Origin of the sequence: Plantibacter flavus (assembly GCF_002024505.1) — a bacterium.
Classification (GTDB): domain Bacteria; phylum Actinomycetota; class Actinomycetes; order Actinomycetales; family Microbacteriaceae; genus Plantibacter; species Plantibacter flavus_A.
Map to the genome: position 1 here is coordinate 1,169,962 of NZ_CP019402.1, position 26,710 is coordinate 1,196,671.

32 protein-coding genes are annotated in these 26,710 nt (G+C 68.7%); 30 read left to right on the forward strand and 2 right to left on the reverse strand.

What is annotated here, in order from left to right:
* Positions 1-5 precede the first annotated feature (5 nt).
* The 27 genes from rpsE to BWO91_RS19610 all read left to right on the forward strand — a co-directional run bounded on the left by rpsE (position 6) and on the right by BWO91_RS19610 (position 21,194).
* Complete coding sequence (gene rpsE / locus BWO91_RS05445; protein WP_229939737.1) at positions 6-674, forward strand: 30S ribosomal protein S5; 669 nt, start codon at positions 6-8, stop codon at positions 672-674.
* Positions 674-856 (forward strand): 50S ribosomal protein L30, encoded by a 183-nt coding sequence (gene rpmD, locus BWO91_RS05450; RefSeq protein ID WP_079001710.1) that lies wholly within the window; start codon positions 674-676, stop codon positions 854-856. Before rpsE ends, rpmD begins: the two co-directional genes overlap by 1 nt.
* Positions 856-1,452, forward strand: coding sequence for a 50S ribosomal protein L15 (gene rplO, locus BWO91_RS05455; protein WP_079001712.1), 597 nt, complete (start codon positions 856-858; stop codon positions 1,450-1,452). The genes rpmD and rplO overlap by 1 nt, the downstream gene beginning before the upstream one ends.
* 93 nt (positions 1,453-1,545) lie before the next feature.
* The gene (gene secY, locus BWO91_RS05460; RefSeq protein ID WP_064296691.1) at positions 1,546-2,874 is read left to right on the forward strand and encodes a preprotein translocase subunit SecY; all 1,329 of its coding nucleotides are present in this window, start codon (positions 1,546-1,548) and stop codon (positions 2,872-2,874) included.
* Positions 2,871-3,479, forward strand: coding sequence for an adenylate kinase (locus BWO91_RS05465; RefSeq protein WP_079001713.1), 609 nt, complete (start codon positions 2,871-2,873; stop codon positions 3,477-3,479). Before secY ends, BWO91_RS05465 begins: the two co-directional genes overlap by 4 nt.
* Before the next feature lie 21 nt (positions 3,480-3,500).
* On the forward strand, positions 3,501-4,340 hold the full coding sequence (gene map / locus BWO91_RS05470; RefSeq protein ID WP_079001715.1) for a type I methionyl aminopeptidase: 840 nt from the start codon (positions 3,501-3,503) through the stop codon (positions 4,338-4,340).
* Positions 4,341-4,393: 53 nt separating this feature from the next.
* The gene (locus BWO91_RS05475; protein WP_079001717.1) at positions 4,394-5,278 is read left to right on the forward strand and encodes an aminodeoxychorismate lyase; all 885 of its coding nucleotides are present in this window, start codon (positions 4,394-4,396) and stop codon (positions 5,276-5,278) included.
* Positions 5,279-5,427: 149 nt separating this feature from the next.
* Positions 5,428-5,649, forward strand: a complete 222-nt coding sequence (gene infA, locus BWO91_RS05480; RefSeq protein WP_017885304.1) for a translation initiation factor IF-1 — start codon at positions 5,428-5,430, stop codon at positions 5,647-5,649.
* 80 nt (positions 5,650-5,729) lie between these two features.
* Positions 5,730-5,843: a 50S ribosomal protein L36 gene (gene rpmJ / locus BWO91_RS05485; protein ID WP_021759549.1), complete on the forward strand. Its 114-nt coding sequence runs from the start codon at positions 5,730-5,732 to the stop codon at positions 5,841-5,843.
* Between the two features lie 162 nt (positions 5,844-6,005).
* A complete protein-coding gene (gene rpsM, locus BWO91_RS05490) occupies positions 6,006-6,380 on the forward strand; it encodes a 30S ribosomal protein S13 (protein WP_064296688.1) in 375 nt (124 codons plus the stop codon).
* 41 nt (positions 6,381-6,421) lie between these two features.
* Entirely contained in the window at positions 6,422-6,820 is a 399-nt protein-coding gene (gene rpsK / locus BWO91_RS05495) for a 30S ribosomal protein S11 (RefSeq protein ID WP_056008094.1), read from the forward strand.
* A 157-nt stretch (positions 6,821-6,977) separates the two neighbouring features.
* The gene (locus BWO91_RS05500) at positions 6,978-7,970 is read left to right on the forward strand and encodes a DNA-directed RNA polymerase subunit alpha (protein WP_056008091.1); all 993 of its coding nucleotides are present in this window, start codon (positions 6,978-6,980) and stop codon (positions 7,968-7,970) included.
* 44 nt (positions 7,971-8,014) lie between these two features.
* Positions 8,015-8,560 carry a 50S ribosomal protein L17 gene (gene rplQ / locus BWO91_RS05505; RefSeq protein ID WP_079001719.1) on the forward strand — a complete coding sequence of 182 codons (546 nt, stop codon included), beginning with the start codon at positions 8,015-8,017 and terminating at the stop codon, positions 8,558-8,560.
* Positions 8,561-8,654: 94 nt separating this feature from the next.
* Positions 8,655-9,668 carry a GNAT family N-acetyltransferase gene (locus tag BWO91_RS05510; RefSeq protein ID WP_079001721.1) on the forward strand — a complete coding sequence of 338 codons (1,014 nt, stop codon included), beginning with the start codon at positions 8,655-8,657 and terminating at the stop codon, positions 9,666-9,668.
* Positions 9,658-10,602 carry a tRNA pseudouridine(38-40) synthase TruA gene (gene truA / locus BWO91_RS05515; protein ID WP_079001723.1) on the forward strand — a complete coding sequence of 315 codons (945 nt, stop codon included), beginning with the start codon at positions 9,658-9,660 and terminating at the stop codon, positions 10,600-10,602. Before BWO91_RS05510 ends, truA begins: the two co-directional genes overlap by 11 nt.
* Positions 10,603-10,778: 176 nt before the next feature.
* The gene (gene rplM / locus BWO91_RS05520; protein ID WP_071259493.1) at positions 10,779-11,225 is read left to right on the forward strand and encodes a 50S ribosomal protein L13; all 447 of its coding nucleotides are present in this window, start codon (positions 10,779-10,781) and stop codon (positions 11,223-11,225) included.
* Positions 11,226-11,253: 28 nt separating this feature from the next.
* Positions 11,254-11,739, forward strand: a complete 486-nt coding sequence (gene rpsI, locus BWO91_RS05525; protein WP_064296683.1) for a 30S ribosomal protein S9 — start codon at positions 11,254-11,256, stop codon at positions 11,737-11,739.
* A 25-nt stretch (positions 11,740-11,764) separates the two neighbouring features.
* On the forward strand, positions 11,765-13,126 hold the full coding sequence (gene glmM, locus BWO91_RS05530; protein ID WP_064296682.1) for a phosphoglucosamine mutase: 1,362 nt from the start codon (positions 11,765-11,767) through the stop codon (positions 13,124-13,126).
* A gap of 46 nt (positions 13,127-13,172) precedes the next feature.
* Positions 13,173-14,126 carry a type I pantothenate kinase gene (gene coaA / locus BWO91_RS05535; protein WP_064296681.1) on the forward strand — a complete coding sequence of 318 codons (954 nt, stop codon included), beginning with the start codon at positions 13,173-13,175 and terminating at the stop codon, positions 14,124-14,126.
* A 126-nt stretch (positions 14,127-14,252) separates the two neighbouring features.
* On the forward strand, positions 14,253-16,100 hold the full coding sequence (glmS, locus tag BWO91_RS05540; protein ID WP_079003851.1) for a glutamine--fructose-6-phosphate transaminase (isomerizing): 1,848 nt from the start codon (positions 14,253-14,255) through the stop codon (positions 16,098-16,100).
* Positions 16,101-16,174: 74 nt separating this feature from the next.
* Positions 16,175-16,531, forward strand: a complete 357-nt coding sequence (locus BWO91_RS05545) for a holo-ACP synthase (protein ID WP_064296680.1) — start codon at positions 16,175-16,177, stop codon at positions 16,529-16,531.
* Entirely contained in the window at positions 16,528-17,688 is a 1,161-nt protein-coding gene (gene alr / locus BWO91_RS05550; RefSeq protein ID WP_079001725.1) for an alanine racemase, read from the forward strand. The genes BWO91_RS05545 and alr overlap by 4 nt, the downstream gene beginning before the upstream one ends.
* Entirely contained in the window at positions 17,685-18,185 is a 501-nt protein-coding gene (tsaE, locus tag BWO91_RS05555) for a tRNA (adenosine(37)-N6)-threonylcarbamoyltransferase complex ATPase subunit type 1 TsaE (RefSeq protein ID WP_064296678.1), read from the forward strand. The genes alr and tsaE overlap by 4 nt, the downstream gene beginning before the upstream one ends.
* A gap of 10 nt (positions 18,186-18,195) precedes the next feature.
* Positions 18,196-18,825, forward strand: coding sequence for a tRNA (adenosine(37)-N6)-threonylcarbamoyltransferase complex dimerization subunit type 1 TsaB (tsaB, locus tag BWO91_RS05560; protein WP_079001727.1), 630 nt, complete (start codon positions 18,196-18,198; stop codon positions 18,823-18,825).
* Positions 18,822-19,358, forward strand: coding sequence for a ribosomal protein S18-alanine N-acetyltransferase (rimI, locus tag BWO91_RS05565; protein ID WP_240555697.1), 537 nt, complete (start codon positions 18,822-18,824; stop codon positions 19,356-19,358). Before tsaB ends, rimI begins: the two co-directional genes overlap by 4 nt.
* The gene (gene tsaD / locus BWO91_RS05570) at positions 19,355-20,413 is read left to right on the forward strand and encodes a tRNA (adenosine(37)-N6)-threonylcarbamoyltransferase complex transferase subunit TsaD (protein ID WP_079001729.1); all 1,059 of its coding nucleotides are present in this window, start codon (positions 19,355-19,357) and stop codon (positions 20,411-20,413) included. Before rimI ends, tsaD begins: the two co-directional genes overlap by 4 nt.
* 94 nt (positions 20,414-20,507) lie before the next feature.
* Positions 20,508-21,194 (forward strand): DUF4190 domain-containing protein, encoded by a 687-nt coding sequence (locus tag BWO91_RS19610; protein ID WP_153303394.1) that lies wholly within the window; start codon positions 20,508-20,510, stop codon positions 21,192-21,194.
* A gap of 39 nt (positions 21,195-21,233) precedes the next feature.
* Here BWO91_RS19610 and BWO91_RS05585 read toward each other — a convergent pair whose 3' ends face one another.
* The gene (locus BWO91_RS05585) at positions 21,234-22,439 is read right to left on the reverse strand and encodes a class I SAM-dependent methyltransferase (protein ID WP_079001730.1); all 1,206 of its coding nucleotides are present in this window, start codon (positions 22,437-22,439) and stop codon (positions 21,234-21,236) included.
* A gap of 158 nt (positions 22,440-22,597) precedes the next feature.
* Here BWO91_RS05585 and groES point away from each other — a divergent pair, with 158 nt between their 5' ends.
* The 3 genes from groES (at position 22,598) to BWO91_RS05600 (ending at position 25,493) form a co-directional block, all read left to right on the forward strand.
* Complete coding sequence (groES, locus tag BWO91_RS05590; protein ID WP_056008047.1) at positions 22,598-22,894, forward strand: co-chaperone GroES; 297 nt, start codon at positions 22,598-22,600, stop codon at positions 22,892-22,894.
* Between the two features lie 195 nt (positions 22,895-23,089).
* Complete coding sequence (gene rarD / locus BWO91_RS05595; RefSeq protein ID WP_079003853.1) at positions 23,090-24,028, forward strand: EamA family transporter RarD; 939 nt, start codon at positions 23,090-23,092, stop codon at positions 24,026-24,028.
* Positions 24,029-24,215: 187 nt separating this feature from the next.
* Positions 24,216-25,493, forward strand: coding sequence for an ABC transporter substrate-binding protein (locus BWO91_RS05600; RefSeq protein WP_079001731.1), 1,278 nt, complete (start codon positions 24,216-24,218; stop codon positions 25,491-25,493).
* 271 nt (positions 25,494-25,764) lie between these two features.
* Here BWO91_RS05600 and BWO91_RS05605 read toward each other — a convergent pair whose 3' ends face one another.
* Positions 25,765-26,709: a hypothetical protein gene (locus BWO91_RS05605; RefSeq protein ID WP_071259482.1), complete on the reverse strand. Its 945-nt coding sequence runs from the start codon at positions 26,707-26,709 to the stop codon at positions 25,765-25,767.
* Between the last annotated feature and the right edge of the window lies 1 nt (position 26,710).

Below are 26,710 nucleotides of genomic sequence, written 5' to 3' on the forward strand. Positions count from 1 at the left end.
CGACCGTGGCCGAGGCCCCGGTCGAGACCGCGGCATCGACGGCGCCCACCGGCGACCGCGAGCCGCGCGAGGCGCGCCGCGGAGGCCGTGAGCGCAACCCCAACCGCGACCGCGGTAGCCGCGACAGCGACAAGAGCCAGTTCCTGGAGCGCGTCGTGACCATCAACCGTGTCTCGAAGGTCGTGAAGGGTGGTCGTCGCTTCAGCTTCACCGCCCTCGTGGTCGTCGGTGACGGCAACGGCATGGTCGGCGTCGGCTACGGCAAGGCCCGCGAAGTCCCGCTCGCGATCGCGAAGGGCGTCGAAGAGGCGAAGAAGAACTTCTTCCGCGTCCCGCGCGTCGGCTCGACCATCCCGCACCCCACCCAGGGTGAGGCAGCAGCCGGTGTGGTGCTCCTGCGCCCCGCCGCCGCTGGTACCGGTGTCATCGCCGGTGGTCCCGTCCGCGCCGTCCTCGAGTGCGCCGGCATCCACGACGTGCTGAGCAAGTCGCTCGGTTCGTCCAACACGATCAACATCGTCCACGCGACCGTCACGGCGCTGAAGCAGCTCGAGGAACCTCGTGCCGTCGCAGCCCGTCGTGGTCTCGAGTTCGACCAGGTCGCTCCGGCCCGCCTGCTCCGTGCAGAGGCAGAGGCCGTTCAGGCGGCCGCTGCTGCGAAGGTAGGTGCCTGATGGCCCAGCTGAGGATCACCCAGATCAAGGGCAGAATTAGTGAGAAGCAGAACCAGCGCGACACGCTTCGCAGCCTGGGTCTCCGTCGCATCGGTGCTGTCGTCGTCCGTCCGGACAACGCGCAGAACCGCGGCTACGTGAACACTGTTGCTCACCTCGTACAGGTTGAGGAGATCGACTAATGGCTGAGAAGAACGAAACCACTGAGGAGAAGGCCCCCAAGGCCGCTGCCAAGGCAGCTCCGAAGGCGGCTGCCGCGAAGGCCGAACCCAAGGCGAAGGCGGCCCCCAAGGCCACCGCAGCCAAGAAGCCCGCGAAGGACGAGCCCGCTGAGAAGCGCGAGCAGGTCCTGAAGGTGCACCACCTCCGTCCCGCCGCCGGTGCCAAGAAGTCCCGGATGCGCGTCGGCCGCGGTGAGGCGTCCAAGGGTAAGACCGCCGGTCGCGGTACCAAGGGTACGAAGGCGCGTTACAACGTCAAGGTCGGCTTCGAGGGTGGGCAGATGCCGCTGCACATGCGCACCCCGAAGCTCCGTGGCTTCAAGAACCCCTTCCGCGTCGAGTACCAGGTCGTGAACCTGGAGAAGCTCGCCGAGCTGTACCCGAAGGGTGGCGACGTCACCACGGTGGACCTCGTCGCCAAGGGTGCCGTCCGGAAGAACGAGAAGGTCAAGGTTCTCGGAAACGGTGACATCTCGGTTAAGCTGAATGTCGCGGTTGACAAGGTCTCCGGCTCAGCTGAGCAGAAGATCGTGGCAGCCGGGGGCAGCGTCAAGTAGCCCTCGGCCGGCTCCGCACAGGAGCTCACTCGGGTGGCCGGCATCATGCCGGTCACCCGGGCCGACCCCGCAACATCTCACAGGAGGCCCCTTTTGTTCAGCGCCATCGGCCGGATCTTCCGGACCCCGGATCTTCGTCGCAAGATCGGGTTCACACTCGGGATCATCGCCATCTACCGGCTGGGGTCCTTCATCCCCGCTCCGTTCGTGAACTTCCCGAACGTGCAGCAGTGCCTCGCGAACCAGCAGGCCGCCGGCGCATCAGGCCTCTACGAGCTCGTCAACCTCTTCAGTGGTGGCGCGCTCCTCCAACTCTCCATCTTCGCGCTGGGCATCATGCCCTACATCACCGCGTCGATCATCGTCCAGCTCCTCCGCGTGGTCATCCCGCACTTCGAGACGCTGCACAAAGAAGGCCAGGCCGGCCAGGGCAAGCTGACGCAGTACACGCGGTACCTCACGATCTTCCTCGGCATCCTCCAGTCGACGACGCTCATCACGGTCGCCAAGAGCGGTGCACTGTTCGGCAACCAGGGCGGCGTCTGCGCCGACCTCATCACCGCCCAGGGCGGCACCTGGTACGGCATGCTCCTCATGGTCGTCACCATGACCGCGGGCACCGGCCTCGTCATGTGGATGGCCGAGCTCGTCACCGAGCGCGGCGTCGGCAACGGCATGTCGCTCCTCATCTTCACCTCGATCGCAGCCACGTTCCCGGGCTCGCTGGCCGCCATCTGGACCGCGAAGGGCCCGGAGGTCTTCCTCCTCGTGCTCGCTGTCGGCCTCGTGATCGTCGGACTCGTCGTCTTCGTCGAGCAGTCGCAACGTCGCATCCCCGTGCAGTACGCGAAGCGCATGGTCGGACGCCGGACGTACGGCGGCAACAACACCTACATCCCCATCAAGGTCAACATGGCCGGTGTGGTGCCCGTCATCTTCGCGTCGTCGATCCTGTACCTGCCGGCCCTCATCGCGCAGTTCAACCAGCCGACGACCGGCACTCCGGCGCCCTGGGTCCTGTGGATCCAGCAGTACCTCACCAAGGGTGACCACCCGCTGTACATGCTCATGTACTTCCTGCTCATCGTCGGCTTCACCTACTTCTACGTCGCGATCACCTTCAACCCTGAAGAGGTCGCCGACAACATGAAGAAGTACGGCGGGTTCATCCCCGGCATCCGTGCCGGACGCCCGACGGCCGAGTACCTCGACTACGTGCTGACCCGCGTGACCCTGCCCGGATCGATCTACCTGGGGTTGATCGCCCTCCTGCCGCTCATCGCGCTGGCCCTGGTCGGTGCGAACGCGAACTTCCCGTTCGGTGGGGCCTCGATCCTCATCATCGTGGGTGTCGGACTCGAGACGGTCAAGCAGATCGACTCGCAACTCCAGCAGCGCCACTACGAAGGGCTCCTGCGTTGAGCGCGGCGGCCGGCAAGCCCCGTCTGCTCATCGTCGGTCCTCCGGGATCCGGCAAGGGCACCCAGGCGGCCTTCCTCGCGGAGCGCTTCGACATCCCCGCGATCTCGACGGGCGACATCTTCCGCGCGAACATCAAGGAGGGTACGGCGCTCGGGAAGCAGGTCCAGGCGATCGTGAGCGAGGGCGGGTACGTCCCCGACTCCTTGACGAACGAGATCGTCCGCGACCGGCTCCACCAGCCCGACGCCGTCGAGGGCTTCCTGCTCGACGGGTACCCGCGGACCACCGACCAGGTCGTCGCGCTCGACGCTCTGCTCGCTGAGAACGACGCGAGCCTCGACGCCGTCGTGCAGCTGCAGGCCGACACGGAAGAGGTCGTCTCACGACTCCTCAAGCGTGCCGCCGAGCAGGGTCGCACCGACGACACGGAGGAGGTCATCCGCCACCGGCTCGACCTCTACGCACACGAGACCGCGCCGCTGATCGAGGTCTTCACGGCCCGGGGGCTCGTCGTGGCAGTCGACGGTCTCGGCGACGTCGACGACGTCACTGCGCGGATCGACGCGGCCCTCGCCGCTCGCGGCATCATCGTTCCGGCCGTCTGACGCACCGACGCATCCACCACGGTGTTCCGGAAGTCGATCTACAAGACCCCTGACCAGATCCGCGCCATGATCGCGCCGGGACTGGCCACCGCGGCTTCGCTCGATGCGGTGCGTGCGCTCGTCGCCCCCGGGGTGACGACGCTGCAACTCGACGCGGCTGCCGAGGCGGCGATCGTCGCGGCCGGCGGGCACTCCAACTTCAAGCTCGTCCCCGGCTACCGGCACACGGTCTGCACCTCGGTCAACGAGGACGTGGTCCACGGTATCCCCGGGTCGCGCGTGCTGCAGGCGGGCGACATCGTGTCGATCGACAGCGGCGCCGAGATCGACGGCTGGAACGGCGACTCCGCGATGACCATCGTGCTCACCGATCCCACGCGCCCGGAGCTCGTCACCGAGCGCGAGCGCCTCTCGGCGGTGACGGAGGGCTCGCTGTGGGCCGGGATCGCCGAACTCGCGACCGCCCGACACCTGAACCAGGTCGGTGCCGCGATCGAGGAGTACGTCGAGGACCACTCACCCGAGGGCAAGCCCTACGGCATCCTCACGGACTACGTCGGGCACGGCATCGGACGCACGATGCACGAGGCACCGCCGGTGTTCAACTACCGGGTCCGTCAGCGCGGACCCGAAGTGAAGCCCGGACTCGTGGTGGCCATCGAACCCATGGTGGTCGCCGGGAGCCCAGACACCTTCGTCCGCGACGATGAATGGACGGTCGCCACGCTGGACGGTGGCTCGGCGGCGCACTGGGAGCACAGCGTCGCCGTGCACCGCGACGGCATCTGGGTCCTGACCGCTCACGATGGCGGGGCCGCGGCCCTCGCCGCCTTCGGCGTCACCCCGGTCCGTCCAGCCTGACCGCCCGCCAGGTCGCCGGCCGGACCTCGTCCGTCCCGGTAGAGTTGCTCGGCATGAGCGTGCCGATCGTGTTCCTTCTCGACGTCCTCCCTGCAGACACCGTCCTCGACGACGCCGACCTCGCGGCCACGATCACGCCGGCCGGCGACGGGTCCGGCGTCTTGAGCGTCTTCGATCTGGGTCCCGCGCGGGGGGACGGGATCTTCGAGACGATCGGTGTCGTCGGCCGGCACCCGCAGTCGGTCGAGGCGCACCTCGATCGGCTGACCGAGTCGGCGGCGATCCTCGATCTGCCCGCGCCGAACCACGCTCAGTGGCGAGTCGCCATCGCCCGCGCGGTCGCGGAACTCCCCGTCGTCGATCAGAGCGCCGTCCGACTCGTCGTGACGCGGGGGAGTGGCGGACGCCCGACCGCGTGGGTCTCGGCGACGCCGGCTGACGGGTTCCCCGAGCGCGAGAACGGCATCGAAGTCGTCCTGCTCGACCGAGGCCTCGCGAGCGACGTGCAGCAGCGTTCGCCGTGGCTGCTCGCCGGTGCCAAGACACTGTCGTACGCGGTCAACATGGCCGCGCTCCGTGAGGCGCACCGTCGCGGAGCTGACGACGTGCTCTTCGTCAGCAGCGACGGCTTCGTCCTCGAGGGCCCGACCTCCACCGTGGTCGTGCGGATCGACGGGACCTTCGTGACGCCGCCGCCGTCGAGCGGCATCCTCCCCGGGACCACGCAGCTCGCGCTCTGGGCCCATCTCGAGGAGCAGGGGCTCGCGCACGAGTACCGGATGCTGACACCGGAGGACGTGCTCGACGCGGAAGCGGCGTGGCTGCTCTCCAGCGTCCGACTGGCAGCGCCGGTGCGTGCGGTGGACGGACGTGCGCTGGCGATGGACGCCGGTCTCACGACGCAGATCAACGACGCGCTGCTCTCCCGCACCGACTGAGAGGTCGTGGCCGACGTTGAGTTGGCGAAACCCGGAAACATAGCATAGAATCGATCTTTGGTGCTTTCTGCATGCCTTCGGCGAGCCGACATCCGCACCGCAATCCATCCGCACGACCAGTGCGACTCAACCTGAGCGACAGTGAGGCTATGGCCAAAAAAGACGGCGTCATCGAGATCGAGGGCCAAGTGGTCGAGGCTCTGCCCAACGCGATGTTCCGCGTTGAGCTGACCAACGGACACAAGGTACTTGCCCACATTTCGGGCAAAATGCGTCAGCACTACATCCGCATCCTCCCAGAGGACCGCGTGATCGTGGAACTGACCCCCTACGACCTGACCCGTGGTCGGATCGTCTACCGCTACAAGTAGGTCGCGCTGTAAGTAACGGCCGGACGCGCCTCCACCACCCGGTGGTGGGCCCGGCACGATGACAGCGAAAAGAGAGAACTATGAAGGTCAAGCCCAGCGTCAAGAAGATCTGCGACAAGTGCAAGGTCATCCGTCGCAACGGCCGCGTCATGGTCATCTGCGAGAACCCGCGCCACAAGCAGCGCCAGGGTTGATCTCAGAGGACCTGCAGCACGCAGCCCTGAGCAACACAGCACCACCCCTCTAACGGCAGTTCCAGATCCCGCAGCACATCGTGCACCGCGGGTGACACCTCGGGTCGGAGGCCCGAGCACCGGAACTGCTCCACACCTCCACAACTCCTAGGAGAAGCCACCATGGCACGTCTCGCCGGCGTAGACATCCCACGCGACAAGCGCGTGGAAGTTGCACTGACGTACATCTACGGTGTTGGCCGCACGCGGTCACTCAAGACCCTCGCCGACACCGGCATCAGCGGAGACATCCGCGTGAAGGATCTCACCGATGACCAGCTGATCGCCCTGCGCGATTACATCGAGGGCACCTTCAAGGTCGAGGGTGACCTCCGCCGTGAGGTCGCCGCCGACATCCGCCGCAAGGTGGAGATCGGGTCCTACCAGGGCATCCGTCACCGTCGTGGACTTCCGGTCCGCGGCCAGCGCACCAAGACCAACGCGCGCACCCGCAAGGGCCCGAAGCGCACCGTCGCCGGCAAGAAGAAGGCTCGCTAGGCCCCGCCTAGTCGCCTCGTCATAGGACTCAGGAGATATTCATGGCAGCACCAAAGTCGGCCGTTCGGAAGCCGCGTAAGAAGGAAAAGAAGAACATCGCCGTGGGCCAGGCCCACATCAAGTCGACGTTCAACAACACGATCGTCTCGATCACCGACCCCTCGGGCGCGGTCATCAGCTGGGCTTCGTCCGGTGGCGTCGGCTTCAAGGGCTCGCGTAAGTCGACCCCGTTCGCCGCACAGCTCGCCGCCGAGTCGGCTGCGCGTCAGGCGCAGGAGCACGGCATGAAGAAGGTCGACGTCTTCGTCAAGGGACCCGGCTCCGGCCGCGAGACCGCGATCCGTTCGCTCCAGGCCGCGGGCCTCGAGGTCGGCTCGATCAACGACGTCACGCCTCAGGCACACAACGGTTGCCGCCCCCCGAAGCGTCGCCGCGTCTAATTCCTTCGGTTCACCGGCCGTGATCCGTCCGTAGCGATCGTCCGATCGCCGCGGACGGATCACGGCATGGTCCTGGTGACCAGGGCCAGCGAACACCATTCACTACCTCGCCAACGCAAGTGTCATATAGCGGACACTTAGCCGAAAGGAATCCATAGTGCTCATCGCACAGCGCCCTACGCTCACCGAAGAATCCATCTCGGAGTTCCGCAGCCGGTTCATCATCGAGCCGCTCGAGCCAGGCTTCGGGTACACCCTCGGGAACTCGCTCCGTCGCACCCTGCTGTCGTCCATCCCGGGTGCAGCCGTCACCAGCATCCGCATCGACGGCGTGCTGCACGAGTTCAGCACGATCCCCGGTGTCAAGGAAGACGTCACCGAGATCATCCTGAACATCAAGGGCCTCGTCGTCTCCAGCGAGCACGACGAGCCGATCACGGCGTACCTCCGCAAGACCGGCGCAGGCCAGGTCACCGCAGCGGACATCTCGGCTCCGGCCGGCGTCGAGGTCCACAACCCGGACCTCGTCATCGCGACCCTCAACGACAAGGCGAAGTTCGAGCTCGAACTCACCATCGAGCGTGGCCGTGGCTACGTGTCGGCCACGCAGAACCGCAACGAGTTCAGCGAAGCCGGTCAGATCCCCGTCGACTCGATCTACTCGCCCGTCCTCAAGGTGACCTACCGCGTCGAGGCGACTCGTGCCGGTGAGCGCACCGACTTCGACCGCCTGGTCGTCGACGTCGAGTCGAAGCCGGCCATCACGCCGCGCGACGCCATCGCGTCGGCCGGTCGCACGCTGACCGAGCTGTTCGGCCTGGCTCGCGAGCTCAACACCGCCGCAGAGGGCATCGAGATCGGCCCCGCGCCGGTCGACGCCGTGCTGCCGGGTGAGCTCTCGATCCCGATCGAGGACCTCGACCTCTCCGTGCGCTCCTACAACTGCCTCAAGCGCGAGGGCATCAACAACGTCAGCGAGCTCGTCGCGCTGTCGGAGACGCAGCTCATGAACATCCGCAACTTCGGACAGAAGTCGGTGGATGAAGTTCGCGACAAGCTCACCGAAATGGGCCTCTCCCTGAAGGACTCGGTTCCCGGGTTCGACGGCGCCCACTTCTACAGCGGCTACGACGACGAGACCGTCTCCTAGCACGCGATCCACCTGACGACTTTCCAACCTGAAGAGAGACAAGAATGCCTACTCCCACCAAGGGACCCCGCCTCGGAGGCGGACCTGCCCACGAGCGTCTCCTGCTCGCCAACCTCGCTGCTGCGCTGTTCACCCACAAGCGCATCCAGACCACCGAGACCAAGGCGAAGCGCCTGCGTCCGCTCGCTGAGCGCCTGATCACCTTCGCGAAGCGCGGCGACCTGCACGCCCGCCGTCGGGTGCTCGCGACCATCACCGACAAGAGCGTCGTCCACGAGCTCTTCACGGAGATCGCGCCCCTCGTCGCCGACCGTCAGGGTGGCTACACGCGCATCATCAAGACCGGTTACCGCAAGGGCGACAACGCTCCGATGGCCGTGATCGAGCTCGTCCTCGAGCCCGTCACGCCGAAGGCGAAGCCGGCCAAGCAGTCCGCGAAGCACGCCGCAGCGCCGGTCGACGAGGCTCCGGCCGAGGAGACCCCCGCCGAGGTCGAGGCCGACGCAGAGGCGACGGAAGCCGTCGAGGCGACCGAGACCGACGGCGAGTCCGTCGACGCCGACGAGGCTCCCGCGAAGGACGCCAAGTAGGTTCAGCGACACACGAACGGAACCCCGCCCTCCACCTGGAGAGCGGGGTTCCGTCGTCCCTGGCGGCGCTGCGACGGTGTCCTAGGCTGGAGACATGAGTACCACTCCCGCCGTTCCGGCCGGCCAGCCGGCCCTGCCGCAGCACCCCGACGTCGACCGATGGCGTCCGGCGGTCCGCGCGGACATCGACGACATCGTGGCGCTGTGCGGCGCCATGGATCCGTTCGACAACCCCCACCGGGTGACGAGCCGCGACGAGATCGCGGACGAGTTCGACCACGCGTGGATCGACATGGCTGCGGACAGCCTGCTGGCGATCGCCGCCGACGGCACGCTGGTCGCCTACGCGATGGTGATCCTGTCGCCCTCACGAGACGTGTCCGTCTATTCGTACGTCTTCGGCGGCGTGCATCCCGCATGGCGTGAGCGGGGGATCGGCCGAGCGGTGCTCGCGTGGTCGATGGAACGGTCCGAGCAGCAGCTGGCTTCCGTGGAGACGGGTGCTCCAGCTTCGTCCCGTGCCTACGTCGACGAACGGAACCCGGGGGCGGCGCGGCTGTTGGAGCGGTTCGGCTTCGCCGTGGCGCGGTACTTCACGATCATGGAACGCGATCTCTCCGCGCCCGTCGACGAGATCGACGCGCCCGACGGTGCCCGGCTCGAGGCGTACCACCCGGACGTGGCCGAACGCACGAGAGAAGCTCGGAACGACTCGTTCCGGGATCACTGGGGCAGCCTGGAGACGGTCCCGGCGATGTGGGAGCAGTTCGTCGGCGGGTCCCACTTCCGAGCCGACCTGTCCGTGGTGGCGATGGACGACGACGGACGGGTCGTCGGCTTCACGCTGGCCGAGGTGGACGAGGACAGCTGGTCCGCGCAAGGGTTCACCAGCGCGTACATCGCCCTCGTCGGGACCGTGCGCGACTGGCGTGGCCGACGACTCGCACCGGCACTGCTCGCCACGGCGCTTCGTCGGATCCAGGCAGCCGGCCTCGAGCGGGCGACGCTGGAGGTCGACACGGCCAGCCCCACGGGTGCACTCGGGCTGTACGAACGACAGGGCTTCGTCGCGACGACGCGTGATCTGGCGTACGTCCGTGAGCGCTGAGCAGGTCGCGGCAGCGGACGTCCTCCCGACCCAGCGGTTCCGGCTCGCCATCGCGTACGACGGCACGGACTTCGCCGGATGGGCGAAGCAGCCGGGGCTCCGGACGGTCGAGGGAGTCCTGGAGGAGGCGCTGTATCGCGTGCTCGGCAAGACCGTCCCGCCGATGCCACGGTTCGTGGTGGCCGGACGGACTGATGCCGGCGTGCATGCGGCCGGTCAGGTGGCGCACCTCGACCTCACCGAGCCGCAGCTCGCGAAGATCACGCGATTGCAGGGGCGCCACGCCGAGTTCCACGACGGTACGCCGCGGAACGAGACCGCGAGCTCCCTGCTCGTGCGTCGACTGAACGGCGTGCTCGGGATGGACCGCGACGTCGTGATCCACACGGCGGAACCGGCGTCGGAGGGCTTCGACGCGCGCTTCTCGGCTGTCTGGCGTCACTACCGCTACCGCCTCGCGGACGCCGACGTCCGCAAGGACCCGATCCTCCGGCGGACGACGAGCTGGACGACGGCGTCGCTCGACGTCGAGCTGCTCCACCGGGCGGCCACCTCGCTCGTGGGGCTCCACGACTTCCAGGCGTACTGCAAACCGAGACCACGCGCGACGACCATCCGGACCCTGCAGTCCTTCAGCTGGGAGCGGGACGAAGCGGGCGTGCTCGTGGCGAGCCTCACCGCCGACGCGTTCTGCCACAGCATGGTGCGGGCGCTCGTCGGCGCCTGCGTCGCCGTGGGGGAGGGGCGCATGTCGCTCGACGAGGTCGTCCGGCTCCGCGACGGCGGGCGGCGGGAGGTCGACTTCCGGGTGATGCCGGCGCGCGGGCTCACCCTCGTCGAGGTCGGTTACCCCGAGCCGGGGCTGCTGCACGCGCGGGCCGCCGAGACCCGTCAGCGGCGGAGCCACGAGCACGTGGAAGCGAGCGCCGAGTGAGGTTCCCGGTGGGAATTGACCGCCGGGACGTCGTCGCGTAGACTTTCCCGTTGGTGCCTGCGCCTTCTGCGGCGCGGTACCCGAAGTTGAGCCCTCCACCTCGGGCGTTCCGTTCGGAACACCCAACAGGAGCGGGATTCACGAACGACCAACTCCGACCAGAAAGCAGCACTATTGTGACGCGCACGTATTCCCCGAAGGCCAGTGAGATCACGCACGACTGGGTCGTCATCGACGCCACCGACGTGGTCCTCGGCCGCCTGGCCAGCCACGCTGCAGCGCTCCTGCGCGGCAAGCACAAGGCGACCTTCTCCCCCCACATGGACGGTGGCGACTTCGTCATCATCATCAACGCCGACAAGGTGGCCCTCACCGGCGCCAAGCTCCTGCAGAAGAAGGCCTACCGCCACTCCGGTTACCCGGGCGGGCTCTCGGCCGTCACCTACGCCGAGCTCCTCGAGAAGAACCCGATCCGCGCCGTCGAGAAGGCGATCCGCGGCATGCTGCCGAAGAACACGCTCGGCCGCGACCAGCTGAAGAAGCTCAAGGTCTACACGGGCAGCGAGCACCCGCACGCCGCTCAGCAGCCCAAGCCGTTCACGCTCGACCAGGTCGCCCAGTAAGCACCGGACAAGAAAAAAGGATTACACAGTGGCGAACATCGCAGATTCCATCGAAGAGACCCCGCAGAGCTACTCCACCGAGTCGGCTCCTGAAGCAGCAGTCACCGCGCCTCGCGCCGTGCTGAGCGTCCCCGGCGCAGCCGTCGGCCGTCGCAAGCAGGCCATCGCCCGCGTGCGTCTCGTCCCCGGCAGCGGCACCATCACGGTCAACGGCCGCACGCTCGAGGACTACTTCCCGAACAAGCTGCACCAGCAGCTCATCAACGACCCGTTCACCGTCCTCGACCTGGCCGGCGGCTACGACGTCATCGCACGCATCTCCGGTGGTGGCCCCTCGGGCCAGGCCGGCGCGCTGCGCCTCGGCATCGCTCGCTCGCTGAACCAGATCGACGAGGAGAACAACCGCGCCACCCTGAAGAAGGCCGGCTTCCTCTCCCGTGACGCTCGCGTCAAGGAGCGCAAGAAGGCCGGACTCAAGAAGGCCCGTAAGGCTCCGCAGTTCTCGAAGCGCTAAGCGCTCTCAGGACAAGCGAAGCTCGATGCCTCAGCTGTTTGGTACCGACGGCGTACGCGGACTCGCGAACGCCGACCTGACGGCAGACCTCGCTCTCGGCCTTGCCCAAGCCACCGCAGTGGTGCTTGGGCAAGGCCGTAGTGCTGAGGCCCGCCGTGCCGCCGGGAAGCGCCCGGTCGCCGTGCTCGCACGCGACCCGCGCATCTCAGGCGAGTTCCTGTCCGCCGCCGTCGCGGCGGGCCTGGCGTCCTCGGGCGTCGACGTGCTCGAGGCCGGCGTGCTGCCCACGCCCGCGACGGCGTTCCTCATCGCCGACATCGACGCCGACTTCGGCGTGATGATCTCCGCCTCGCACAACCCTGCGCCCGACAACGGGATCAAGATCTTCGCCCGCGGCGGCACGAAGCTGCCCGACGCGGTGGAACGCCGGATCGAGGAGTACCTCGACCGCCCCAAGCTCAGCCCGACCGGCGCCGATGTCGGCCGGATCATCCGCTTCGCCGACGCCGAGGACCGCTACGTCCTCCACCTGCTCGGCAGTCTCCCGAACCGCCTGGACGGCATCCATGTCGTCCTCGACTGCGCGCACGGCGCGGCTGCGGGAGTGTCGCCGGAGACCTTCCGCGACGCCGGGGCCAAGGTCACGATCATCGGCAACGACCCCGACGGCATGAACATCAACGACGGCGTCGGCTCCACGCACCTCGACCTCCTGTCCAAGGCGGTCCTCGAGCACGGTGCCGACCTCGGCATCGCACACGACGGCGACGCCGACCGCTGCCTCGCGGTCGACGCTGCGGGCAAGGTCGTCGACGGCGACCAGATCATGGCCATCCTCGCGGTCTCGATGCAGGAGCGAGGCAGGCTCAAGGACGACACGCTCGTCGCCACGGTGATGAGCAACCTCGGCCTGCACGTCGCGATGCGCGAGCACGGCATCAACGTCGTCCAGACCGGGGTCGGCGACCGCTACGTCCTCGAGGCGATGAACGCGAACGCCTATTCGCTCGGCGGCGAGCAGTCGGGTCACGTCATCATGGCCGACTACGCGACCACCGGCGACGGCATCCTCACCGGTCTGCACATCGTGGCCGAGATGGCGCGCACCGGGAAGACGCTCGCGGAGCTCGCCGCGGTGATGCAGGTCTATCCGCAGATCCTCGTCAACGTCACCGGTGTCGACCGCACACGCCTCGTCGGCGACGAGGTCGTCGACGCTGCCGTACAGGCTGCCGAAGCAGAGCTCGGAGACGACGGACGCGTGCTGTTGCGGCCGTCCGGCACCGAGCAGCTCGTCCGCGTCATGGTCGAGGCGGCCGACCAGCCGACCGCCGACCGCCTGGCGCACCGCCTCGCCGACGTCGTCCGCGAACGACTCGCCATCTGAGTCGTCCGGCGGCGGGTCGGCACCTCAGCTGTGGAAGAGTGATCGCATGACTTCGACGACGACGGGCGGTGCCTCCGGGCAGCCGACGCCCTACGTGGAGATCGACCGTGCCGAATGGGCGCGACTCGCTCCGGAGACGGCCACACCGCTCAGCGAGACCGAGGTCGTGCAGATCCGTGGCCTCGGCGACCGTCTCGACATGCGTGAGGTCGAAGAGGTCTACGTGCCGCTCAGCCGACTGCTGAGCCTCTACGCGAAGGGCACCCAGGACCTCGGCCGCGCCACGAGCCGGTTCCTCGGCGACCAGGCGCTCCGGACGCCGTTCGTGATCGGCGTGGCGGGTTCCGTCGCCGTCGGCAAGTCGACGATCGCGCGGCTGCTGCGCGAACTGCTGTCGCGCTGGCCGGACACCCCGCACGTCGAGCTCGTGACGACCGACGGCTTCCTCTATCCGAACGAGGAACTCCAGCGGCGCGGCATCATGGATCGCAAGGGCTTCCCCGAGTCGTACGACCGCCGGGCGCTCCTGCGGTTCATCACCGCCGTGAAGAGCGGCGCCGCCGAGGTGCGGGCACCGTTCTACTCGCATCTGCGCTACGACATCATCCCGACGGCGCAGGTCGTCGTCCGGCGCCCCGACGTCCTGATCGTCGAGGGCTTGAACGTGCTGCAACCGGCCGCGACGGCCAGCGGACTCGCGATCAGCGACCTGTTCGACTTCAGCATCTACGTCGACGCACGGACGCGCGACATCGAGTCCTGGTACGTCGACCGCTTCATGGCGCTCAAGCGGGGCGCGTTCTCGAACCCGAACTCCTTCTTCAACGTGTTCGCCGAGCTCTCCGACGAGGAGGCGGCCGATCAGGCTCGCGGGTTCTGGCGCTCCATCAACGAACCGAACCTCATCGACAACATCCGCCCGACCCGGTCACGCGCGAAGCTCGTGCTGCGGAAGGACTCCGATCACACGGTGTCCTCGGTGCTGCTCCGCAAGCTCTGAGCAGCGGCAGGGGAAGGGCTCGGCTACCGCTGGATCCCGGCAGCATCGTCCTGCTCCCACGCTGAGCGTCGGCGCCTCGAGGTTGGTGCAGGATCCTCGCAAAATCGCGCGATTATGCTGCTCTACATGTGTGGAATCGTAGGGTACGTCGGGAACGACAAGACGGTGGACGTCCTCATGGGCGGACTCAAGCGGCTCGAGTACCGGGGGTACGACTCCGCCGGGATCGCCGTGCTCGACGCGACGGGCTCGCTGAACACCCGGAAGCGCGCCGGGAAGCTGGCCGTCCTCACCGAGGACCTCGCCGCGAACCCCATCGCGCCGGGCTCGACCGGTATCGGTCACACCCGTTGGGCGACCCACGGTGGACCGACGGACCGCAACGCGCACCCGCACCTCGGTGACGAAGGACGCCTCGCGCTCATCCACAACGGCATCATCGAGAACTTCGCCGAGCTGCGCGCGGAGCTCCTCGCGGACGGCTTCACCTTCGAGAGCGACACCGACACCGAGATCGCCGCCGTGCTCATCGGCCGCGAGTACCGCTCCACCGGCGACCTCACCGAGGCCTTCCGCCGCGTCGTCGCTCGCCTGGACGGCGCCTTCACCCTGCTCGCCATGCACCAGGACCTGCCCGGCGTCGTCATCGGCGCGCGTCGGAACTCGCCGCTCGTCATCGGACTCGGCGACGGCGAGAACTTCCTCGGGTCGGACGTCGCCGCGTTCGTGCAGTACACCCAGCGCGCGGTCGCGATCGGTCAGGACCAGATGGTCGTCATCACGCCCGACGACGTGACGGTCACCGACTTCGCCGGCAACCACGTGGTGACCGAGCCGTTCGAGATCCAGTGGGACGCTTCGGCGGCCGACAAGGGCGGCTGGTCGAGCTTCATGGCGAAGGAGATCAGCGAGGAGCCCGATGCGGTCGCGAACACGATCCGCGGGCGGGTCGAGGGCGGCCAGGTCGTCATCCCCGAACTCGCCGGTCTCGACGAGCTCTTCCTCGACATCGACCGCATCGTGATCATCGCGTGCGGCACCGCCGCCTACGCCGGCACGGTCGGCACCTACGCGATCGAGCGCTGGGCCGGGATCCCGGTCACCGTCGAGCTCAGCCACGAGTTCCGCTACCGCGACCCGGTCATCGACGCGCGCACGCTCGTCATCTCGGTGAGCCAGTCGGGCGAGACCATGGACACGCTCATGGCGGTGCGTTTCGCGAGCGAGTCCGGCGCGAAGACGCTGTCGATCTGCAACACGCAGGGCGCCACGATCGCGCGTGAGTCGGACGCCGTGGTGTACACCCACGCGGGGCCCGAGGTCGCTGTCGCGTCCACGAAGGCGTTCACCGCCCAGATCACGGCGCTGTACCTGTTCGGGCTGCACCTCGCGCGGGTGCGCGGCACCCAGACTCCGGAGTTCCTGGCGTCGCAGGTCGAGGAGCTGCAGGGCGTGCCCGACAAGATCGCCAGCATCCTCGGGGCCTCCGAGAAGATCGCGCAGCTCGCCCACTGGATGGCCGACTCCCGCGCGGTGCTCTTCCTCGGCCGCCACGTGGGGTACCCGATCGCGCTCGAGGGTGCGCTGAAGCTCAAGGAACTCGCGTACATCCACGCTGAAGGCTTCGCCGGTGGCGAGCTCAAGCACGGCCCGATCGCCCTCATCGAGCCGGGCCAGCCCGTCTTCGTGGTCGTCCCGAGCCCACGTGGCTCGGCGATCCTGCACCCGAAGGTCATCTCGACCATCGAGGAGATCCGTGCACGCGGTGCCCGGGTCATCGCGATCGCGGAGCAGGGCGACGCCGCCGTCCTGCCCTCGGCCGACGAGGTCATCCCGATCCCGCTCGCCGGTCCGCTGTTCGAGCCTCTGCTCGCCGTCATCCCGCTGCACATCTTCGCGATGGAGCTCGCGACGGCGAAGGGCCTCGACGTCGACCAGCCGCGCAACCTCGCGAAGTCCGTCACGGTCGAGTAGGGACGGTCCGCGGGGTCCGAGGTGGCCCGTCGAGCGAGCCTCCGGGCCGCACACGACGGCCGTAGAGTAGAGGGATGATCATCGGCATCGGGGTGGACCTGGTCGACCTCGCACGGTTCGAACGGGCGATCACGCGCACCCCGAACCTGCTGGCCAGGCTCTTCGTCCCGTCGGAACGCGACCTCCCGCTGCGGTCCCTCGCCGGACGGTTCGCCGCCAAGGAGGCGCTCATCAAGGCACTGGGTTCCTCGGACGGTATCCGGTGGCAGGAGATGGCGATCGTGAACGGCCCGGAGGGGAAGCCCGACTTCGCGCTGTCCGGCGTCACGGCGGGTGTGGTGGCCGAGCGGGGGATCACGAGCATGCACCTGACCATGACGCACGACGCCGGGGTCGCCGTCGCGTTCGTCGTCGCGGAGCGGGAAGGATGACGCCCGTGTCCGAGGTCGACGAGCGCCCGACCCGCGAGGCGATCATCGACCTCGACGCCCTGCGCCACAACGTCCGTCGCCTGCGCGAGCTGACCGGCGTCGGTGAACTCATCGTCGTCGTCAAGGCCGACGCCTACGGGCACGGTGCCGAGGCGATCGCCCGCGCGGCGATCGAGGCCGGGGCCGATCGCCTGGGAGTCGCCGACATCATGGAGGGCGTCGCGCTGCGTGCCGCCGGGATCACGGCACCGATCCTCGCCTGGCTGCACGGCCCGCAGGTTGCGTTCGGCGCCGCACTCGATGCCGGGATCGACCTCGGTCTGTCGTCGGTGGCGCAGCTCGAGCGCGTGATCGAGGCCGCTCGGGATCGGCCGTCCGTCGTGCCGGTCGTCCAGTTCAAACTCGAGACCGGACTCAGCCGGAACGGTGCGGCCGAAGCCGACTGGCCGGAGCTCTTCCGAGCCGCCGCAGCCGCTGAGGCTGCGGGGCTCGTCCGGGTCGACGGGCTGTTCTCGCACGTCTCCAACACCTCCACCGCCGACGACCGGGCCGCCGCTGTCCGCTTCGAACGCGGTGTCGCCCTCGCCGCGGAGGCCGGTCTCACGCCGCGGAGTCTGCACCTCGCCGCATCGGCGGCAGCGCTCGGCGAGCCCTCCCTCCGCTTCGCCGCTGTCCGCCTCGGACTCGCGGTGTACGGCCTCTCGCCCTTCGAACCCACCGACGACGTCGACCGCTCGGCCGACGCCTTCGGCCTCAGGCCCGTCATGACCCTCCGGGCGACGGTCGCCGCCGTGCGTCGGGTCGAACCGGGTGCCGGGGTGTCCTACGACTACAGCTACCGGACCAGCACGGCGACGACGCTCGCCCTCATCCCGCTCGGATACGCCGACGGTGTGCCGCGGAGCGCCTCGAACGCCGGTCCGGTCGTCATCAACGGACGCCGCTACCGGGTGTGCGGGCGGATCGCGATGGACCAGTTCGTCGTCGACGTCGGCGACGACGCGGTCGCCGTGGGCGACGACGCCGTGCTCTTCGGCGATCCGGCGTCCGGCGCGCCGCGCGTCGAGGAGTGGGCGGAGGCCGCCGGCACCATCAACTACGAACTCGTCACCCGGATCGGACCGCGCGTGGTCCGGACGACCAGGGAGCGGCCATGACCGATCACGTCCTCACCCCGGGCACCGTCGACGTGGCGACGCCCGAGGAGATGCATGCCTACGGCGTCCGGCTCGGCGCCGCATTGCGCGCCGGGCAGCTTCTCGTCCTGACCGGGCCGCTCGGGGCGGGCAAGACGACCCTCACGCGAGGGATCGGCGAGGGACTCGGGGTCCGCGGACCCGTGACGAGCCCCACCTTCGTGCTCGCCAGGACGCACCCGAGCCTCGTCGGAGGTCCGCCGCTCGTCCACGTGGACGCCTACCGGCTCGGCTCGGCGCTCGAACTCGACGACCTCGACATCGACTTCGCCCGATCCGTCGTCGTCGTGGAATGGGGAGCGGGATTGCTCGACGGCGTGGTCCCCACGTGGTTCGAGCTCGTCATCGAGCGTCCGACCGGCGCCGGCGACGAACCCGCGACGGACGATGCCGGCGAGGAGCCGATCGAGCGCCGGACCCTCACGCTCTCGCGGCACCCCGCCATCGACGCCGGGTAGGCTGGACGACGTGCTGTTGGCGATCGATACATCCGCGGGTTCGAGCGTCGCCGTCGTCACCCTGGGTGGCGAGGTGTTGGCCGAACGGTCCTCCGACGACCCGATGCGGCACGCCGAGGTCATCGGGACGCTCATCGCCGGATGCCTCGACGACGCCGGGATCGAGGTAGCCGCGCTCACCGGGCTGGTCGCGGGTATGGGACCAGGGCCGTTCACCGGACTCCGGATCGGGATCGCCGCAGCCCGCAGCTTCGGGATCGGCGCAGGCCTCCCGGTGCACCACGTGGTGAGCCACGATGCGATCGCGCTCGACGCCTACCGTTCCGGTTCCGCCGCAGCCGACGCCACGCTCCTCGTGGTCACCGACGCCCGCCGTCGCGAACGCTACTGGACCAGCTACGCCGGACTCGACGCAGCCGGCCTCCCGGTCCGCGTCCAGGGGCCGGCCCTCGCGAAACCCGACGACCTCCCGACCTCCGAATCCGTGCGCCTCGACGCACTCGTCGTCCCCGCCGGGGCGTTGGGACAGGTCGCCGCCGCACTCCTCGCCACCGATGGCGGATTCGCGGGGGAGGAGCCGTTGTACCTCCGCTCACCCGACGTCACGATGTCCGCGGGCGCCAAGCGGGTGACGGCGTGAGCTGGTCGCTGCGCCGCGCCGGTGTCGCCGACCTCGACGCGATCATGGAGCTCGAGCACACCGTCTTCGTGAACGACGCCTGGTCGGCGGACATGATGCGCGCCGAACTGTCGTCGCCGCACGGGTACTACCTCGTCGCGACGGAGGTCGACGCCGACGACGCGACACTCGCCGGCTACGGCGGACTCTTCGCACCGTCCCGGTCCGACGACGCCGACATCCAGACCATCGCCGTCGCCGGGCACGCCAGAGGACGAGGACTCGGACGACTCCTCATGCAGGCGCTCATCGAGCAGGCCAGGCAGCAGGACGTCACCCAGGTCTTCCTCGAGGTCAGGGCCGACAACCCCGTTGCGATCACGCTGTACCGGAGTCTCGGCTTCGAGGAACTCGGCATCCGCCCCGGCTACTACCAGCCGGACGACGTCGACGCCATCGTCATGCGACTCACGGTCCAGCCGAGGCCGCCCATGCCCGCCCACGGCCAGTCCCCGCTCGACCAGACCGACCAGCACCCCGGGAGCATCGCGTGAACCGTGCAGAACCGCTCGTCCTCGGCATCGAGACGAGCTGCGACGAGACCGGGATCGGCATCGTCCGCGGACACCACCTGCTGGCGAACACCATCGCCTCGAGCATGGACGAGCACGCGCGGTACGGCGGGGTCGTCCCGGAGGTCGCCGCGCGCGCCCACCTCGAAGCGCTTGAGCCGACGCTCACGGCGGCGCTCGCCGACGCCGGCGTCGCCCTGGCCGACCTCGACGCCGTCGCGGTGACGAGTGGCCCCGGCCTGTCCGGCGCACTCATGGTCGGCGTCGGTGCAGCGAAGGCGCTCGCTGTCTCCCTCGGCAAACCGCTGTACGCCGTGAACCACCTCGTCGGTCACGTCGGCGCGGACGTCCTCGACTCCGCAGACGGGGCGATCGAGTACCCGACGATCGCCCTGCTCGTGTCCGGCGGGCACACCTCGCTGCTCCTCGTGCGGGACCTCGTGTCGGACGTCGAACTGCTCGGCGAGACCATCGACGACGCGGCGGGCGAGGCCTTCGACAAGGTCGCGCGCATTCTGGGCCTGCCCTACCCGGGCGGGCCGCAGATCGACCGTGCGGCCGTCGGCGGCGACCCGAAGGCGATCCGCTTCCCCCGCGGACTCAGCCTGCCGAAGGACATGGAGCGGCATCGCTACGACTTCTCCTTCTCCGGCCTGAAGACGGCCGTGGCACGCTGGGTCGAGGCGAAGCAGGACGCGGGCGAGCCGGTCCCCGTCGCGGACGTCGCCGCCAGTTTCCGCGAGGCCGTCGTCGACGTGCTCATCTCGAAGGCGGTCAGAGCGTGCAGCGAGCTCGGCGTGCCCCGCCTGCTGCTGGGGGGCGGCGTCATCGCGAACGCGCGGCTCCGCGAGGTGGCCGCCGAACGCACCACCTCGGCCGGGATCGAACTCCGCATCCCGCCGTTGCAGCTCTGCACCGACAACGGTGCGATGATCGCCGCGCTCGCCGCGCAGCTCATCTCCGCCGGGCACGAGCCGTCCTCGCTCGACTTCGGCGCCGACTCGACCCTGCCGGTCACCGAGATCCAGGTGTACTGACCGCTCGACCAGCCGTCTCCCGGCCGTCGACCGGGTGCGCGGACGTCGGCGCATAGGATGGGCCGGTACCCGGTCACGGATCGAAGGAGCGGCGATGGATCAGCACGAGCACCCCGACGGACGACCTCAGCACCAGGACGGTGCAGTGGACGGGCAGTCGCGCCCGCCGCAGGCCGAGCAGCCCATCGGGCAGCCGCAGCAGCAGTGGGGGCAGCAGCCTCCTCACCAGCCGCAGGCCCAGCAGCCCTGGTCGCCGTACCAGCCGCCGCAGCCCTCCCAGCAGGCTGTCGCGCCGCAGGGCCAGCAGCAGCCGTACGCGCCCCAGCAGCCGTACCAGCCCCAGGGCCAGCAGCAGCCCTACCAACCTCAGCAGCCGTACCAGCCCCAGGGCCAGGCCTCCCCTCCACCGGCGGGTTGGCAGGGCGATCACGCGACCTATCTCCAGACGGTGCCGACGGCGGTCTACCAGGCACCGAGCCAGGGCGGCTACGCCGCGTACCAGCAGTCGCAGACGCAGAGCCCTGCTGCGTCGACCGGGACCTCACGGAGCACCTGGTCGCTCATCACCGGTCTCGTCGGGCTCGTCGTGTCGGTCTTCGTCGGTTGGGGCTTCCCCCTGTCGATCGCGGCCATCGTCCTCGGATTCGGAGCCAGGCGTCGCGAGCCGCAGGGCCGAGGCCGCGCCCTCACCGGCCTCGTGACCGGGTTCGTCGGCCTCGCCTGCTCCGTCGGCTGGCTCGCCTACAGCGTCGTCGTGATCATCGGGTACGTCTCGACCTGATCCTCCTCGGGGCGCTGCGGCCCGGCGGACACCGTCGGGTCAGGCGGCAGCGGCCGGTGTCACCCGTTCGACGAGCAGCGCACTGTGTTTGCCCGCGATCCTCGTGAGGATGATCGTGGCCGAGCCGTCGCCCTTGAGCGCCATGCGCTTCCGGAACGCCGCGGGGTCGACGTCGACGCCGCGCTTCTTGATCTCGAGGACGCCGATCCCGCGATCCCGCATCGTGCGCTTAAGGATCTTCTCGTCCATCGGTAGCCGCTCGAGCACCCGGAAGGTCGTGGCGAACGGCGAGGTCGTCGCCGTGTCGGAGGTCAGGTAGGCGATGCCCTGGCCGAGCATGCCGGCCTCCAAGCGGACGGCGAGGTCGCCGATGAGTCGGGCCCGGATCACCGACCCGTCGGGTTCGTGCACGTAGTCGCCGAGTTCCCGCACGGGGGCGTCGTCGGCGTCGGCCTCGGCGTGCAACTCGTGGTGGACGCCGTCCGCGAGGAGGAGCGCGGACCGTCGGACGTCCGGACGGGCCAGCGGGCCGAACCAGAGCGCCATCTCGACGAGCTGTCCGTCGACCGACACCCACTGCGCCTCGGCGTCGTCGGGGATGAGTGAGCGGTCGAATCCGGGCCCGAGCTTGACGCCTGTGGGGAGGCTGGTCGCCGCACCGAAGACCAGGTCGAGGGACGGGGTGTAGTCGGCGGCACTGGACAACCGCGCGGTGTCGGCGTGTCCTGCGGTGCGCCGCGCGGGATCGAACCAGACCGCGTCGAAGTCGTCGAGCGAGACGTCCTCGGCGGCGGCGTTCCGCACGGTCGCCGTGGGGAACGGGGCGAGGTTGTAGCTGGCGATGGCCGCGGTGACCTCGTCGATGTCGACCGCCGTGACCTCCAGGTCGAGCGAGGCCATGGCCATCGAGTCGGCGCCGATGCCGCTGCCGAGGTCGGCGATGCGTGTGAGGCCGGCCCGGGCGAAACGCCCGGCGTGCAATGCGGCGACGGGAAGGCGCGTGGCCTGTTCGAGGCCTGCCTCGGTGAACAGCATGCGGCCGGCGAACGGACCGAACTTGCCGACGGCCTTCTGCCTGAGCCGCGACTGCGTGAGGACCGCCGCGACCAGCTCGGGGGAGTTGCCCTCCTTGCGCAGGCGCCCGACCAGGCGGACGGCCTCGTCCTTCGTCGGGTAGGGCGGCAGGGAGTCGAGGAGCCTGAGGCCGTCGGCCGTGAGGAGTTCGACGAGTTCAGAACGGTCCATGGTCAGCGGGCCTCGGGCGGAGCTGGATGCATCCGGCAACGGTAGCAGCCGCTGATTGGCACTCGCATTGCATGAGTGCCAGAAGATGCCTACACTGGAATCAGCACTCTCGCAGTGTGAGTGCTAACCACGTCTTCGTTTCAAGAAAGAGGTCAACCGTGTCGGTCTCCATCAAGCCGCTCGAGGATCGCATCGTCATCAAGCAGGTCGAGGCAGAGCAGACCACCGCTTCCGGTCTGGTCATCCCCGACACCGCCAAGGAGAAGCCCCAGGAGGGCGAGGTCGTGGCGGTCGGACCCGGTCGCATCGACGACAACGGCAACCGCGTCCCGCTCGACGTCGCCGTCGGCGACAAGGTGATCTACTCCAAGTACGGTGGCACCGAGGTCAAGTACGCCGGTGAGGACTACCTCGTCCTGTCCGCGCGCGACGTCCTCGCAGTCGTCGTCCGCTAGTCACCAGCGCACGGATCCGGCGGCTCAAGCCGCTCAACAGCCCGAATGGCATTCGCCGTTCGGGCTGTGTCCGTTTTCGGAGGGTGTCGCGGGGAGTCGCGGGTCTAGCCTGGACCAGTGCAGAACCCCAGCGATCCAGCCGACGTCGACATCCACCCCGTCACCGTCGACGGGGGAGGGGATCGACGTGCGAGTGTGGCCGTGCCCCAGCAGGGGAGCCGGTCCGGACTGCTCTCGGCGGTCGCCGCCTACTGCCTCTGGGGAGCGCTCCCGCTCTACTTCATCGCCCTCGCACCGGCCGGCGCCTTCGAGGTCGTGGCGTGGCGGATCCTCTTCTCCCTCGTCTTCTGCGCCGTCCTCATCCTGGCGACCCGTTCCTGGCGTCGACTGTTCGGCATCCTCCGCCAGCGCCGCATCGTCCTGACGATGGGCCTCGCCGGAGCGCTCATCTACGTCAACTGGCAGACCTACGTCTACGGCGCGCTCAACGGCCAGGTGGTCGAAGCGTCGCTCGGGTACTTCATCAACCCGATCGTGACCGTCTTCCTCGGCGTCTTCTTCCTCCGTGAGCGGCTGCGTCCGGCCCAGTGGGCCGCGGTGGTCGTGAGCGTGATCGCGGTCCTCGTCCTCGCGATCGGACACGGCAGCGTCCCCTGGATCGCCCTCATCCTGGCTTTCTCATTCGGCCTCTACGGCTACATCAAGAAACTGGTGGGCGGTTCGGTCGACGCCGTGTCCGGCTTGACGCTCGAGACCGTGTGGCTGATGCCGGTCGCGATCGCCCAGCTCATCGCTGTCGGCGTGACCGGTGGGCTGACCATCGGCACCGCAGGCGTCGGGCACGCCCTGCTGCTCGTCGGTGCCGGCGTCATCACGGCCGTCCCGCTCCTGCTGTTCGCGGCAGCGGCGCGCCGCCTCCCGCTCACCTGGATGGGTTTCATCCAGTACTTCGCACCGATCATCCAGTTCGTCGTCGGTGTCGCGGTCCTGCACGAGGCGATGCCGCCGGAGCGCTGGTTGGGCTTCGGCCTCGTGTGGCTGGCGCTCGCGATCCTCACCGTCGACATGCTCGTCGCCTCCACCCGTGGTCGTCGGGCCGTCGGGGCCGAACGACGGCGCTCGACGAGCATCTGAACAGCGGATTCCAGCGCTGATCGCGCGACCACTGCAGGAAATGCGCGAAACAGCCCCTCCTGAGGTAACGATTTGGTCGTGTTACACGCTTGTAACGTCAACGACATTGTCCAGCGCACGTGCAGCGGATAACTTGACTCAACGGCAGCCCCTGGAGCTGCCACTCTTCTGACAAGCAAGGAGTACCATGAGCGTCTTTTCGAAGGCCACGGCCGCTCGCTCCCGCCCACGTTCCATCGTTCTCGGTGGTATCGCACTGATCGGAGCCAGCGCGCTGGTCCTGAGCGGTTGCGCCTCGAGTGGTAGCGGCGACAGCGGCAGCAGCAGCAAGCCTGCTGGCGACCTGACCCTGAAGCTCGGCACGGCGTTGCCGCAGACCGGTAACCTCGCGTTCCTCGGCCCGCCCGAGGAGGCCGGTGTCGGTCTCGCGGTCAAGGAGGTCAACGACGCTGACCTCGGCATCAAGATCGACCTGACGCTCGGCGACTCGGGTGACTCCGACAACAAGGCGTACGCGACCGAGGTCCCCCGTCTGCTCTCCGAGGGCGTCACCGCCATCATCGGTGCAGCGTCCTCGGGTGTGTCGAAGCTCTTCATCGACGAAGTCACCGGCGCAGGCGTCATCCAGTTCTCCCCGGCGAACACCTCCGCGGACTTCACCACGTGGGACGACAACGGTCTCTACTGGCGGACGGCGCCGTCCGACGTGCTGCAGGGCGAGGTCCTCGGGAACCTGATCGCGGAGGACGGCAACGCCACCCTCGGCATCATCTACCTGAACGACTCGTACGGCACCGGCCTCGCGAAGTTCACCAAGGAGGCGTTCGAGAGCGCAGGCGGTGAAGTGGTCGCCGAGCAGTCGTACAACACCGGTGACACCTCGTTCGACGCACAGATCAGCGCGGTCAAGGCGGAGAACCCCGACGCGATCGCGATCATCGCGTTCGAGGAGACCAAGACGATCGTCCCCGGTCTCGCCGGCTTCCCGTCGGACAAGCTCTACTTCGTCGACGGCAACCTCGCCGACTACAGCGCGGACTTCGCTCCGGGCACCCTGACGGGCGCCAAGGGCACGCTGCCCGGTCTCGACACCGCGAAGCTCGGTGACTTCACCGACCGCCTCCAGGCGTTCGTGAAGGACGAGGGTGGAGAGCCGCTCAAGGACTACAGCTACGCGGCTGAATCCTACGACGCCGTCATCCTGCTTGCCCTCGCGGCGCTGCAGGCCGGTTCGACCGAGGGTGCCGACATGGCGGCCGAGCTCCAGTCCGTGTCCGGTGGTAAGGACAAGGGCGAGAAGGTGACCACCTTCGAAGAGGGTGCGAAGGCCATCGCCGACGGCAAGAAGATCGACTACGACGGCAACTCCGGTCCGATCACGTTCGACGAGAACGGTGACCCGACCGAGGCGACCATCGGTATCTACCAGTACGGTGACGACAACAAGTACACCCGCACCAACTAGTCGCCCACGCGACTGACGAGGCCCCGGAGCGATCCGGGGCCTTCGTCGTGTCCGGCAGCTGTAACTGCCGCCCTCGCGTGTGCTGTGCCGTGTGTGGTGGCGCCAGCGCGGTGCGCTGACGCGAGCGCGGGTCCAGCGCGTGAGCGCGGGTCTCCGGAGACCCGCGCTCACGCGTCTGCGACGCGCTCACGCCGATTCCGAGCCCATGCGGCACAGCGGGGCGCGCTCACGCCGGCGCACCGCGCCGACAGCGACCAGTCGGACGCCCGGGTCAGCGGAACGCGCGTTGCAGCCCGGCGCGCTCGAGCTTCGCGGCGAGCCGACTCGGATGGACCAGGTCCTCCCAGGTGGCGCGGACGACGGTGTACCCGAGCGCGCGCAGACGGTCCTCCCGATGCTTCTCCGCCAGGACGATGTCGGCCACGTCCCGTCCCTGCGTGAACTCCTCCCGTACATACTTCTGCCGGCCGTCGAGTTCGAGGATGATGCGCTCGTCCGGCCAGACCGCATCGACCACGCCGACCGGTCCGTCCGCGTCGGAGAAGGCCTGCTGCAGCACCGGCAGGGCGAAACCGAGCCGCGCGATCACGACCCGCATCTTCGATTCACCACCGTTCGCGGCGAGCGGGTCCGCGAACTCGATCGCAAAGCGCACCTGGCGTCCTCCCCGCCGGCCCGGCAGGTCTCGTGCGAGCGAGCGGAGCGCCGTCTCATCGGTGAGCTTGAGCCGGAGGGCAGCGTCGGCGACGGCGACGGCGTCCTCGAGGCGGGCGATCCGAGCGAGATCGACGACAGTCCGAGCCGGGTCCGTGACCGCGAGCCCGTACCGCATCCGTCGGGTGACGGAGCCCTGCGTGGTGTGACGGATGATGCCGGGTGCCGAACGTCCTCCGCGATCACCGCTCGTCAGCGTGTGCACCTCGGGAGGCCACGGACCCACGATCGGGAGTCCCCACAACCGCGCCGCCGAGTAGTGGCTGAACAATGCGTCCTTTCGGAGCGCAACGGCCGCCGCATCGATCCGGACCCGGTAGCGGTCATCGGGGGACAGGGAACTCCATATCGGTTCAGGGACGTAGATGCCCTTCCGCAGACGCACCAGGTCGCCGTCGCGGTGGGCGGCGCTCACCAGGCGCTCGGCACCGACCCGGCGCGCGTCGCGAACGAGCAGGAGTCCGTTCGGGCGGAGGAGCAGGTTGAGATCGAAGGATTCCATC